This is a genomic window from Microbulbifer sp. ABM4_008, assembly GCF_056311705.1.
On the sequence record NZ_CM149970.1, the window covers coordinates 3,129,196 to 3,142,466 of the forward strand.

Genomic DNA, 13,271 nt, shown 5'->3' on the forward strand with positions numbered 1-13,271 from the left:
TGGTACGGGACTCTTAGATCAGCCCCAAATTAGGGCAAACATGTTTTAAACGGATACAGGTTCGCTAATAGCCGCCTCTTTGCGTTGCTCCTTGGTTTCAGTTTCCCCGCCGATTACTTCGTTGGGTCTCACTTTGTGGAATACCGCATAGAACACAGGGATTGCAATCAGTGTCAACACCGTAGCAAATCCAAGCCCACCCATAATTGTCACCGCCATATCCGCAAAGAAAGCGTCGAACAGAAGCGGGGACATTCCCAAAATAGTAGTGACAGCGGCAAGGAATACCGGACGCAAACGGCTAACGCTGGCCCGTTGGATAGCTGTCAATCTCGGTAGGCCCGCGTGGGTCTGAACCTCAATCTCATCCACCAATACCACGGCATTTTTAATCAACATACCAGACAAGCTGAGGACACCGAGAAGAGACATAAATCCAAATGGTAATCCCGTCGCCAACAACCCGACAACAACACCGACGAGACACATAGGAACAACCAGCCAGATGATCACCGGCTCACGAACAGTACCGAACAGCAGTATCGACACCAGGATCATAATCAGGAAGCCCAAGGGTAAACCTTTACCTAACGACTTCTGTGCATCGGTAGAACTTTCGTACTCACCACCGAATTCAACCTTGAAGCCTGGTGGCAACTTCATCTCTTCAACCCAGGGACGTATGCGACCAAAGGCTGCCATTGCCGTAACACCTTCAGGCGCATCCGCACTGATGGTAATAGTCGGTACCCTGTTGCGTCTTTGGATCAATCCTTCATCAGCGGTTAACTCGAAATCAGTAATCAACTGTCCTGCCGGAATATAACCCTGCTCATTGGGGCTCCATACCAAGCGGTCTTCCAGTGAACCCACCTGATTGCGATCTCCCTCTGGCATACGGGCAACAATAGGGATAATACGGTCACCGCTTTCAAAGTCGCCAACGGTGTAACCCGCAGTGGCAAACTGAATCATACGACTGACATCAGCATTGGTAACCCCGGCAACTCGCGCCCGCTCATCATCCAGATGTGCGTGCAGAGTAGGCTCTCTGCTGCGCCAGTTGTGACGAATATCTTCCAGTTCTTTTTCACGGAACTGCTGTTCTACACTGACCGCCAAGGTACGCAGTGTCTGGTAATCCGGACCTGAAATACGCACTTCAACATCCGATCCGCCACCGGGACCAAACACCAGGCGTTTGAAAGTAATCAATGCTTCCGGCTGCGCTACACGCAACTTCGCCTTGGCACTCTCTATCAACTGGGGGATTTGCTCCCGGTTTTCAGTGCGAACAATCAACTGGCCATAAGACGCATTGGGTGGCTCGGGAGCATAGGTCAGCATAAAGCGATCGGCCCCGCGACCAGCTACCGCCGTTACGGAGACAACTTCATCCTGTTCCTGGAAGAATGCAGTCGCTTCCTGAAGCGCCTTATCAGTACGATTAATATCACTGCCCTGAGGCATGAAGTAGTTAACATAAAAAAGAGGAGCATTTGAATTTGGGAAGAACCCCTGCTTCACAAACCCGAAAGCAAAGTAGCTGGCCAGGGTCACCACAATAAGTACTGCAATGGTTAGGCCCCTGCGCTTCAACGCTCCTGATAAAGCACCGGAATACATGTTGTAGAAGCGGCCATCGTACGGATCATCCGAGTCGGCTTGCTTACCCGGCTTAAACAGGTGATAACCCAAGTAAGGGGTAATAGTAATTGCCAGTATCCAGCTGAGTAGCAGGGAGATACCAATTACCGCAAACAGGGAGAAAAGGAATTCACCAGTAGCATCATCGGACAGACCGATACCGGAGAAGGCCATAATACCGATAATGGTCGCACCCAGCAGTGGCCAGAAAGTCTGGCGGACTACGCGCCTGGCAGCACTCTTAGGCTCTTCTTTTCTCTGAACCCCCATCAGCATCCCTTCGGCAACCACGATGGCATTATCAACCAACATACCCATGGCGATAATCAGGGCACCGAGAGAGATCCGCTGTAAATTCAAACCAAACAGGTTCATGATTAACACGGTGCCCAAAACGGTCAAACCGAGGACAGTGCCAACCACAACGCCGGAACGCCAGCCCATAAATACACAAAGTACTAGAGTAACGATCACGACAGAAGAAACCAGGTTAAAGAGGAAACCGTCAACACTCTCCTCTACTACCTGATGCTGCTCGTAAATAGGATGGATTTCTACACCCAGGGGCAATGCCTGCTTAATCTGCTCCAGCCTGGCCTCTACCGCCTTGCCAACGTTCACGATATTGGTATTTTCCGCACCGGCCACACCCAGCAGAATGGCCTGCTTACCATCAAATCGGGCAATAAAGCTTGGGCTTTCATCGTAACCGAGAGAAATATCGGCGATATCACGAACGGCCAGCATCGCGGTAGAACCGGGCACGCCGACGAGAATATTACGAATGGATTCCAGGTCACTCGCAGGATTATCAACCAGTATGCGGGTACGTAAATCCTGACCTCCAATCTCGCCAACTTTCTGGGTCGAACTTTCAGATTGCAGTACCTGCGCTAAGTCATCCAGGGAAAAACCAAACTGGGCCAGGCGGGATTCATCAATATCCAGGTAAGCCACTTCGTCGATAATGCCTGAGCGGGAAACCTTGGCAACCCCCTCAACTCCCAGTAACTCCCGGCGAATCGCTTTGGTAATTTCACGCATTTCAGTCAGCGAAAACCCTTCTCCGGTAATCGCATAATAAATACCGTAAACCTCACCAAAGTCATCATTCACAATGGAGGGTAAAGCACCGCTGGGCAGGTCACTTTGAGCATCATTAACCTTGCGCCGCAATTCATCCCAAACCTGGGCAAGTTCCTGCGAGGCATACTGATCTTTGATTTCCACCCGAATTTCAGACATTCCCGGACTTGAGGTGGAAGAGACCTTGTCCAGCTGTCCCATTTGTTGGATGGCCACCTCAAGCTTTTCGGTGACCTCCTCTTCTACACGCTGGGCGCTGGCGCCTGGGTAGAAGGTGTAAACACGGGCTTCCTTGATCGTAAACGCAGGATCTTCGAGGCGCCCAATATCTGAAAGTCCCCAAAGACCACCGATTAAGCAAATCAGCATCAACAGCCAGCTATAAACTGGCTTTTCTATAAATATGTCAGAAATCTTCACAACATTTTCCCTACTGTTAACAGGGCCAGAGCTAACACACTAATTAGTGCTGTGCGTAATTGCGTACTTTTGCACCGTCATAAAGGTGCTGGCCGCCGGTAGCAACCAGTTTCATAGCCGGGCTAATGCCATCTTTAATCTGAACCGACTCACCATCAGTACGCCCGAGGGTCACGGAAGCTTTGGAAACAGACTGGTCTGCATTAATTTGCCAAACATAGGGCTTACCTTCCGGGCCAGTCTGCACTGCTGAAAGGGGAACCCACAGGTCACCACTCGCTTTATTCAACTTCACACTAACGCGAGCGGTCATGCCGGGAAGGATCTGTACATTTTCGGGGCGGGGCATTCCAAACTCGACAACGTAAGTCTGGGTAACGCTGTCTGCCTCAGCCTGGTGCTCACGGTAAGTAAGTGGGAACTCCTTGCCCGGCAAAAATTCAAATTCGGCGGTCATGGAGTTGACTTGCTCTTCATTAACCGTGGCCAACAGCTTTTCAGGCACGGAGATTTGAATTCGAACTTCAGAAATATTCTGCAAACGGACAATTGCCTGGCCGGCCTGGACGTTGGTGTAATTCTCTACCAGCTGGCGAGTTGCCAAAGCATCGAAAGGAACCCTTAGCTGTGTATAAGCCAGGTCCTGCTCAGCACGTTCCAGGGTCACTTTAGCCAAGTCAAAGTTACTTTTCGTTTCATCCAGCTGCTGCTGTGAAATAACTTTTGACCCTGCCAGAGAGCGCTGACGATTGAGGGTTTTTTCCAGCAACTCTACATTTAATCGGGCTTCTTTTACCCTGCGCAGGTAATCCCGCTGATCAAGCTCTGCTATCAGGGTTCCCTTTGGAATAATTTCACCTTCGCGAATTGTGAGCTTGTCCAGCTTCCCACCGACCTGGAAAGATAGATCGACACTCTGCACTGCCTTAACACGACCGGCAAACTGTCGATCTTTGACCTGGTCATTACTGGCAACGGTAGCTACTTTCACGGGCCAGACGTGCTCTGCTTGCGCCTGCTCCGTCTTCGATTCGGAGCATCCTGCCAGAACTGCAACTGCTGCGATCAAAACGGCCAATGAGAAACGCGATCTTGGCGATATATTCATATTTATCATCCACAAACTGTATTAACTGGGGCTGACCTTTAGTTCAGGTCGGCAGAGAGCGCCAGCAGACGTCCCTGTAAACGTTCAATAATCGGGTCTTCGGACTCAACCACACCGAGTACGCGACCCAGGAACATGCCCTGGGCCGCCAGGATTAGCAGTTCCGCCATTTCCGGGTCACAATACGCATCGCATATATCGCGACGCTGCTGCTCCTCTTTGTCTTTTACCGGCCCCAGCAACATGGGGTCTTCGGCCACGGCGGCGATCAGTGAGCGAGGCAGCCCCTTGTCATCCTCCATCAATTCAAAAATGCTCTTCAAGCGCGACACCAACAAGCTGTCCCCCGAGGACACAAAAGTGGCAACACTGTCATCTTCACGAGCTATTGCCGCCTCCAGCATCGCCTTCAGGAGTGACTGCTTAGTTCGAAAATGATGAATCAAACCGCCCTTGCTGAGCCCGCACTGTGCAGCCACCGCATCCAGGGTCAACTTGCGCGCCCCGCGATCCCGGACTACTTCTTCTGCTGCTCGAACAATGGCAGCTTTGTCGACTCTCGACACATGACCTCCTGGGCACCATCAATCAAAACCAACCGGTTGGTCGGTATCTTAGCGGCAACATTTTAAAGGTCAAGCTATGCTACGCTCCCTCACCAGAAAACATGGTTAAAAAGTGTTACGAGAGCGTTAAGTTCACGCTGGAGAGATGATTTATGACGGATCGGTACTGCCCCTGTGGATCGGGCAAGCCCCTTGATACCTGCTGCGGACTCTATTTGTCGGGAAAGGCTTACCCCAATAATGCAGAAGCGGTTATGCGCAGTCGCTATACGGCCTTTGCAACCGGAAATTTTCGGTACCTGAAAAAAACCTGGCATCCCGACACCTGCCCAGAACTGCAAGCTGAGGATATTGAAACCCAGTGGACAAAATTGGAAGTTATTAAGAGTAAGGCGGGACTAAAAAAGTCGATTGTGGAATTTAAGGCTTGGTATACAGAAAATGACCAAGAACACCTAATTCACGAAATTTCACTATTTAAGTTATTTAAGAAGCGCTGGGTATATTTGGAAGCTCTACCCAACTGGCCTAATGGGAAATCGGCTCGCAGAGAACACGGCTAGCTAAAGAGGCGATATCAAAGAAAAAATAGCAGCAAAAGCCTGGGGGCGGGAGTCGCACTCCCGCACCTCTTTACGCAGCTTCTGCTTGCTAGCGAAACGCCCCGAAGATTTTGCCTTTACGTGGGCACCACCCTTTCTCATTAGCGGATTACGCGCAACGTAACTACGAATTTTTTCTTTCTTTTTCATAAAACTTCACCTTTTACTTTTAGTAGATCCACTCTTCCAAATATCTTCTCACTCAAAACTTGTATTGATACCTCCTTATTTATCCCTTGATACAAATTACCTGACGGAGTGTGTGCACCACCTCCACAAGATCGGACTGGTTCTCCATCACTTGATCAATATCCTTATAAGCAGCAGGAATCTCATCCAGAACGCCCTTATCTTTACGGCACTGCACGCCTCGGGTCTGCTCTTCCAAATCCTGCCTGGTAAAACGCTGGCGAGCCGCTGTACGACTCATTTTTCGACCAGCTCCGTGGGCGCAGGAACAAAAAGATTCCTTATTGCCAAGCCCACGCACGATAAATGACTTAGCCCCCATAGAGCCGGGAATAATTCCCAGCTGATCCCTCTGAGCACTAATAGCCCCTTTGCGAGTCACGAAAACATCTCTATCAAAATGACGCTCGCGAACAACATAATTATGGTGGCAATTAATTGCCTCTGTGGTCAAAGTAAACTTTGGCAAGCTTACCTTCAGGCATCCAAGCACAAGCTTCATCATTTCCTGCCTGTTCCAGCGAGCATATTCCTGCGCCCAATTAACCGCTTCAATATAATCGTCAAAATTCTGGCAGCCTTCTGAGAAATAGGCCAGATCCCTATCCGGAAGATTGTGCATATGCCCAGCCATATCCCGTCGGGCCAACTGGATAAAATGCTGACCAATAGCATTGCCAATCCCTCGACTCCCCGAATGCAACATCACCCAGACAGCACCACTCTCATCAATACATATTTCGATAAAGTGATTACCACCCCCTAATGTACCCATTTGGGTCACCCAGGTTTTTTGTGGCTGATGCAGCTTCTTCAGTAACCCTGGATGCTTTGAAAACAATCTATCCACACCGGGAGCTAAAAGTTTGCAGGCAGATTCCCTGGCGCTGATCAGTTTATGTCGTCCCTGACCAACCGGCACTTTCACCTCAATGGCGTCCCGCAGTGCTTTCAGATTGTCTGGCAGCTGATGGGCTTGTAGCGAAGTTCGCACCGCATTCATTCCACAACCAATATCCACCCCAACGGCAGCAGGAATTATCGCACTTACCGTTGGGATCACCGATCCTACCGTTGCCCCCTTTCCCAAATGCACATCCGGCATAGCAGCAACATGGGAGTGCACAATAGGAAGCTGGGCAATATTCTTTAACTGTTGCATTGCCTTGGGCTCAATATCATCGGTATAGATTTTTACCGGTACCGTGCCAGGCGGTGCATTTCGATTTAACACTGTTTTTACAGGCATATTTTATCCCTGGATTAATCCACTTAACTGAAACGGCAATCCAAGCTAAAACAAAAAAGCCCCGGCATTTGCCAGGGCTTTTGGAAGGTCTGGCTTGGAAAGCAATATCACTTTCCAAGCTCAAGCGCGTGAAAAGTGATTAAACAAATAAACTCTTAATATCTACATTTCGCATTTCACGGCTCCTTAGTGGTGCGATCCACTTCAAAAATACTGCCAATTAGAATGCCAACCTTGAAACTAGATCAGCAATGGAATTTAGGTGCAGTTTATTCTCATTTGGTACCATGTCAAGCCTGTTTTTTGCCTATCGATAAAAATTCTACCCTGAATTCACTAACCAACTTTTACTTTTCAGCATAGCTTGAGGGCTCGCTATGCCATAAAATCGTGTTACCGAAATTACAGTCCAATCGCCACATCCCCCAAATGACCACTCAAGAACCTACCATTCTCTTTGAAGACGACTACCTGCTTGCCGCTTATAAACCAGAGGGGTGGCTTGTTCACAGGTCAGAAATAGACCGCCATGAAAAGCGTGTACTTTTGCAATATTTGAGGAACCTATGTGGCAGCTTTCTTTATCCAGTACATCGACTGGATAAGCCTACCTCCGGTGTTATTATTTTTGCCAAAAGCAGTGAGATTGCTGCACAGGTACAGCAGCAGCTGGAAAGTGATTTATCATCAAAAAAATATATTGCTGTATGCAGAGGGTATAGCCCGGAAGAAGGTGCCATTGACTATGCCCTCCCCCCCGTTGCCGACTTCAAACACCAGAGGAAGCGACCAAAAACGGATCTGCCACGTCAGCGGGCTGTTACATTGTACCGACGCTTGGAGACTATTGAGCTACCTTATGAGGTTGATCGCTACCCGACCAGCCGGTATTCCCTAGTAGAAATCCAATTGAAAACAGGGCGGCGCCATCAAATAAGAAGGCATTTCAAGCATATCCACCACCCTCTAATTGGCTGCCCGAAATATGGGAAGTCAACCCATAATCGTTTCTTTGCCAACAGGCTCGAGTGCTCTCGACTGCTTTTGCATGCATCTGAGCTCAAGCTTGAACATCCGGTGAGCGGTTCTCAGCTGAAAATACAATGCGAAATACAGGGAAGTTTCTTGCAATTAATTCAGCGATTTAAATGGAAACTTTAATTTATAAAGCCTCTGAGTTACTCAGAAACCCTCAAGCCTTACATAGTGCATGGGGCGGTTTGCCCAGGATAAGAGCACAATGGCGCTGAATTAATAATTTCCGATGTACAGCAGGCTGAGCTTCCGCCATTTAATTGGCCGCACCCTGGGCCGCCACAGGCCCCACACGAGCTGGAACAGCAAGCTCCCGACCCATTGTATATTCCAGCTTTCTCATTTTCGCATACAGCCCCCTTAAGGCCATATATCTTTCTCCCTTGCTTCACTGAAATATTGTCAAAGTAGGCATAGACTTTTTTGGAGGGTGACCACAAAGCTGAACTACCGCCATGAAAAGTACTGAACTGAAATTTATCAATAGCTACCCTATCACTACCCGTCAGCCGTAACCCTTGTTCCTCTACAATTTTTTTGCCATTTATAAATAGCTCGATATATCCGTCAGCATTATTTGCACTGCTATTTAATTGCACAAACAACTCAATCCGATACCAAGTATCCCGCTCAAATCTAAAGCTGTCATTCCCTTGATACCCATCTCCACACCGAGCGACTCTATCCTGATGATAGGTATAGAGCCCGACCCTACCCTCCGCACCAAACTTAACCCGCACACTCCAACTCTTCGGATCGATAGGTACGCATCCTGAAGCCTGCCCCCCACCAGCAAGGCCGTGTAGCTTACCTCCCTTAACAAACTCGAAGTTCCGATGAAACTTCACATCGTAAGCGAGAGTTGCCGATGAAACAGATTTGGCTAATTGGATTGATGTACTAATTCTCTCAGAACCCTTTTCATAAGGAATATACTGAGCTTCCAGAGCATACCCATCACCGGGCATTGGAATTAAATTTAAATGCTGATCATCAAACGTAGCCAGTGGCTGCAAATCAAAAGTTCTTCGCAACAAGGTAATATCGGTATATTTCATATAGGGAATCCCAACCCGATATCTACCAGAATTTGAAATTGCACTGAATCTGCCTTGATTTGATGAAAACCCGTATACATAGATCTTCTTTCTTACAAACTTTTTCATTTCCTCATAATTCAAATAAAACTTGAATCCATGGGGAACGCCCTGGGTATCACATATATTGGCAATTCCCTTTGACGACTTCTGATCAGCTCTGGAAACTTTTAATGGAAACCCACTTCTACTGTCTCCACCTAGATAAAGACCAACAGAAACTGACTTGAATACTCCTTTCTGACACGCCCACCCAGAAACAACCAAGCCTCCCCCCAAATATTCAACCCGATCAACCCTACCGATCATCTGGGCGAAATCCTGATTACCTGTACTAAATGAAAAAAGAGTCACGAGTAAAAACACAGAAAACATCTTGAATAATACCCGACAGCATTGACATCACTATTAAATATAGAAGCTACTTGTTCGGATAAGTGAGGGCACACGCAGCCCGAGAAAATCATAAGAAAGCGCGAAATTAAATGCTAAAGGCTTCCGCCGTCTTGGCGGAACAATATTGGTTTTAAGGGCGTTTAACGCCCTTTAGAAACTTGATGCAAAAATATTCACTGAAATGAAAGGCGGTAGTCACGCCAATAAGGGGCGCAGAAACTAAAGTTAGTGTTCAGAATTACCGTGAGAAGCCTCTTCCTGAGATTTACTGCGAATCCCAAATAGCCCCTTGCGCTCAGTTTTACCTTCCGGCTCCGGCTGTAGAAAACTGCGCAATTTATCTTTTTCCCACATGGCATCCTGATAGCCGAGATCGATAAGTTCTTCGATATATGGCCTTTCAAATAATAGATAACTGGCTGCGGAAACACCGCCACCGGGATTGGTCGCACCCGTAGAGCGGAATAACCAGCGTAGCGCCGAGGGAAGGTGACCAAGTTTTCTGCCACTAAGACGCCCTAAACTCTGCGAGGGCTCAATAACAACCGACTCTACCGAACGTAACAATTTCAAATCCGTATGATCTGTTGGATCCACATAGTCAAGTAACATATTTACTCGATCCAGATGCTCCAGGTCCGCCTCCAAGCTATCGATAAATGCGGCATTGAATAACTGAGCAGCTATTTGCGCCATCGAAGGGGACTCCATCTGCGCAGGACTGTTGCGACTCCCCCAATGGGCTGGAGAACGGTTGTCCGACACACCCACCACAAATACACGCTTGGCACCGAGATGCAGTGCCGGACTAATCGGGGCCATCAGACGAATGGCACCATCGCAAAAATAAACTCCATCCAATTTGACCGCCGGGAAAATGGCAGGAATTGCTGCTGACGCCAATAGGTGGTCCGAGGTTAATTGAGTGGGCACTCCAAAGCGACGAAACCGCTGCCATCCTTTAACATTCTCCGCTCCCTGAAAAAAGCTGACGGACTGCCCTTCACTATAAGAAAGCGCATTAACACTTGTGGCATGCAAATGCCCAGCCGAAATATTTTTTTGAATATTGTCAAAGTTTATCTCGCGCTCAACCAAGCTGCGCAGCGGACTGTTATCTAGGAGTGCCAAAGGTTTTTGTCTACCCACACCTTGGTTCAAGAGCGAACGACTGATAGAAAACAGATTTCCAAGCAAACTACGCCAACTGGTGCGATAAACCTGCTCAACACTAAGCTGCAACCAAACTGAGCACATTCTGTCGACGGCTTCTTTAAAGGTGCCTGTATGAGAGGCGAGAAGCATCGCGTTCATAGCTCCTGCAGAGGTGCCGCAGATTATTTGAAAGGGCCGAGGATTATCTTCTGGAACCAGTTCCGCAAGCGCCCTTAAAACGCCCGCTTGATAGGCAGCACGCGCACCTCCCCCAGAGAGAACCAGAGCGTTACGCTGGCCAGGTTTGTTACATTCACTGTTACTTGTCGACAAAGTTTTCTTCCAATACAACAAGCCCGCAAACAACAGAGTCCGCTTAAAGGCTATTGAGAAAAAAGCCCATATACAACTCAGATTCAGAGTTGTCGGGGATATTTGGTAAGATAAATAGAATCTTTTAAGTGTACTTATTATTCTAAATCGATAGATCTATTAGAGAGCCATATCTACAACGTAACGACCTATTCCATGCCCTCTATTTAAGCGCGCAAGAAACTCTGGAGCCTGATCAAGGCTAATATTCTCCGCAATACTGTCGAGCTTATCGCCGATATACCACTCACTGGCCAACCGCTTCCATACTTCTGCCTTCTTTTCTATCGGCAAAACAGCGCTATCCACACCCAACAAACTAATACCGCGCAAGATAAATGGAAATACATTGGCGTGAAATTGAGCACCTGAAGCCATACCACAAGCAGCCACTCCGCCGCCGTAGCGCAGGGATTTAATGACATTAAAAAGCGTTTCCCCGCCCACAGTATCTACAGCCCAAGCCCACAATGGCTTGGCCATCGCTTTATTGGCAAAAGGGGCCAGTGTATCCCGGTCGAGAACCTTCCATGCGCCCAATCTCGCCAAATAATCAGCAGACTCCAACTTTCCCGTCACTGCTGCGACACGAAAGCCTAGCTTCGCCAGCAAGGCGACGGCAACAGAGCCGACGCCCCCCGTTGAACCTGTTACCAGAATCTCTCCATCCTCAGGAGATGCGCCGGACTCCAGGAGCTTTTCAACACAAAGCGCGGCGGTAAAACCCGCCGTACCCAGTGCCATAGATTCCCAAGCTGTTAGGCCCTCGGGGACTGGCAAGGCCCATTGCGGAGGAACGGCAATACGCTCTGCAAGTCCACCAGAAGTATTCATGCCCAAATCGTAACCATTGACCAATAATTCGGCACCCGGTTGAAACGTCTTGCTCCGATCGAACAGCACTTTGCCCACCGCATCAATACCCGGGGTATGGGGGTAGGCATTAGTAATCCCACGATTGCCAAACGCAGATAAAGAATCTTTGAAATTCAAGGATGAATAACTTACGGCCAACAGCAAGGGGTTATCGGGAAGCTCAGAAAGTTGACGCTCAACAACAGACTGGTCAAACTTTCCCGATGCTACTTCAGCAACCTGAATTGCCCGAAATTTCTCATCCTTTTCTATTTCCATGGGGTATATCCCGCAGCACTATCAACCTGTAACGTTACAACTATTGAGCCTGATGACGCAGAGCTGCCAGCCGTGAAAAGAGACGAGTGACCGCCGATTCCACACCGGCTTCTGCCGCCAGCCCTATTTTCTTAGCTATATTTTTCCGTTCTTTGAATTCCACCTGATATAAGTCGCAGTCCTTAGCACAACTGGTCAAGTATTCATCTGATGTTTTCAGCTCATCGACCAGTCCCAAGGATAGGGCTTTTTGTCCGAACCAAACCTCGCCCGTGGCAACTTTGTCAACGTCGAGTTTTTGACGGTACTCCCCGACAAAGTGCTGAAACAGAATATGGATCTCATCTAAATCTTCTTGGAACTTCTGTTTACCTTCCTCAGTATTTTCACCAAACATGGTTACAGTGCGCTTGTACTGGCCCGCAGTAAACAGTTCATAATCGATATCATTGCGCTTCAGCAGGCGGTTAAAATTCGGCATCTGAGCTAAAACACCAATAGAGCCCAACATCGCAAAGGGTGCTGCCAGGATACGGTCTGCAACACAGGCCATCATATAGCCCCCACTGGCAGCCACTTTATCGACAGCAATAGTCAAATGGATACCTGCACTGCGAATCCTGGTTAACTGGCTGGCGGCCAAACCATAGTTCGCCACCATGCCCCCAGGGCTTTCAAGACAAAGGAGAACTTCATCTCCGGACTCTGCCACTTGAAGAATGGCCGTCACCTCTTCACGCAAATGGGAAAGCGCACTCGCTTTGATATCCCCATTAAATTGCATAACAAAGACACGCTTACGCTCGGAGACCAACTCCCCTTTTATACCCTTGGACTCATGCTCTCCTTCCTCTTTAGCAACGTCGGAAGAAGTAGCAGCACTTTTTTCAGGCTGCTCTTTGCTCTCAGCTTTATGTTTTTTAGCCAGGGCTTTTTCCTGAGTCTTCTTTTCTTTCGCCATTTGCTTTTTACGACGGGCGAATTCGTGCTTATCCATCACAGCTTCAAGCAGTGTTTCTTTAAACTGCTCATAGCGATCATTCAAATGTGTAACTGTGATATGCCCCTGAACACGCTCTTTCAGCTGCTCTCGATTTGCAAAAATAAAACCTATCAACACCATTAAGGCCACGACAACCGTAACAATTTTGGCTAGAAAAAGGCCGTATTCAATTAAAAATTCCACTTAGACTCCATTTTCCGTCTTAACTAATT

General features: G+C 48.2%; 11 protein-coding genes. 2 read left to right on the forward strand and 9 right to left on the reverse strand.

Translation table 11 applies throughout. From position 1 onward, the window contains the following. Positions 1 to 45: 45 nt before the first annotated feature. From ACYX4J_RS13385 to ACYX4J_RS13395, 3 genes are read right to left on the reverse strand one after another with little or no spacing between them, the layout of a single operon-like run. Positions 46 to 3,153 carry an efflux RND transporter permease subunit gene (locus ACYX4J_RS13385; RefSeq protein ID WP_476176808.1) on the reverse strand — a complete coding sequence of 1,036 codons (3,108 nt, stop codon included), beginning with the start codon at positions 3,151 to 3,153 and terminating at the stop codon, positions 46 to 48. Positions 3,154 to 3,196: 43 nt separating this feature from the next. After that, the gene (locus ACYX4J_RS13390; RefSeq protein WP_282933408.1) at positions 3,197 to 4,261 is read right to left on the reverse strand and encodes an efflux RND transporter periplasmic adaptor subunit; all 1,065 of its coding nucleotides are present in this window, start codon (positions 4,259 to 4,261) and stop codon (positions 3,197 to 3,199) included. 38 nt (positions 4,262 to 4,299) lie between these two features. Then, positions 4,300 to 4,827 carry a TetR/AcrR family transcriptional regulator gene (locus ACYX4J_RS13395; RefSeq protein ID WP_476176809.1) on the reverse strand — a complete coding sequence of 176 codons (528 nt, stop codon included), beginning with the start codon at positions 4,825 to 4,827 and terminating at the stop codon, positions 4,300 to 4,302. Positions 4,828 to 4,979: 152 nt separating this feature from the next. Here ACYX4J_RS13395 and ACYX4J_RS13400 point away from each other — a divergent pair, with 152 nt between their 5' ends. Then, positions 4,980 to 5,390 carry a YchJ family protein gene (locus ACYX4J_RS13400; protein ID WP_476176810.1) on the forward strand — a complete coding sequence of 137 codons (411 nt, stop codon included), beginning with the start codon at positions 4,980 to 4,982 and terminating at the stop codon, positions 5,388 to 5,390. Here the strand turns inward: ACYX4J_RS13400 and ACYX4J_RS13405 are convergent, their stop codons facing one another. Both ACYX4J_RS13405 and ACYX4J_RS13410 read right to left on the reverse strand, forming a co-directional pair. Beyond that, on the reverse strand, positions 5,391 to 5,579 hold the full coding sequence (locus ACYX4J_RS13405; RefSeq protein WP_413665191.1) for a hypothetical protein: 189 nt from the start codon (positions 5,577 to 5,579) through the stop codon (positions 5,391 to 5,393). A gap of 79 nt (positions 5,580 to 5,658) precedes the next feature. Beyond that, the gene (locus ACYX4J_RS13410) at positions 5,659 to 6,867 is read right to left on the reverse strand and encodes an RtcB family protein (protein ID WP_476176811.1); all 1,209 of its coding nucleotides are present in this window, start codon (positions 6,865 to 6,867) and stop codon (positions 5,659 to 5,661) included. 429 nt (positions 6,868 to 7,296) lie between these two features. On the opposite strand from ACYX4J_RS13410, the gene ACYX4J_RS13415 reads away from it, so the two are divergent. Then, positions 7,297 to 8,028, forward strand: coding sequence for a pseudouridine synthase (locus tag ACYX4J_RS13415; RefSeq protein ID WP_476176812.1), 732 nt, complete (start codon positions 7,297 to 7,299; stop codon positions 8,026 to 8,028). Positions 8,029 to 8,066: 38 nt separating this feature from the next. Here the strand turns inward: ACYX4J_RS13415 and ACYX4J_RS13420 are convergent, their stop codons facing one another. The 4 genes from ACYX4J_RS13420 to sohB form a co-directional block, all read right to left on the reverse strand. Then, positions 8,067 to 8,960 carry a polysaccharide lyase gene (locus tag ACYX4J_RS13420; protein WP_476176813.1) on the reverse strand — a complete coding sequence of 298 codons (894 nt, stop codon included), beginning with the start codon at positions 8,958 to 8,960 and terminating at the stop codon, positions 8,067 to 8,069. Positions 8,961 to 9,620: 660 nt separating this feature from the next. After that, positions 9,621 to 10,883: a patatin-like phospholipase family protein gene (locus tag ACYX4J_RS13425; RefSeq protein WP_476176814.1), complete on the reverse strand. Its 1,263-nt coding sequence runs from the start codon at positions 10,881 to 10,883 to the stop codon at positions 9,621 to 9,623. A gap of 159 nt (positions 10,884 to 11,042) precedes the next feature. After that, complete coding sequence (locus ACYX4J_RS13430; protein ID WP_476176815.1) at positions 11,043 to 12,056, reverse strand: YhdH/YhfP family quinone oxidoreductase; 1,014 nt, start codon at positions 12,054 to 12,056, stop codon at positions 11,043 to 11,045. Between the two features lie 40 nt (positions 12,057 to 12,096). Next, positions 12,097 to 13,242, reverse strand: a complete 1,146-nt coding sequence (gene sohB, locus ACYX4J_RS13435; protein WP_444896716.1) for a protease SohB — start codon at positions 13,240 to 13,242, stop codon at positions 12,097 to 12,099. Positions 13,243 to 13,271 lie beyond the last annotated feature (29 nt).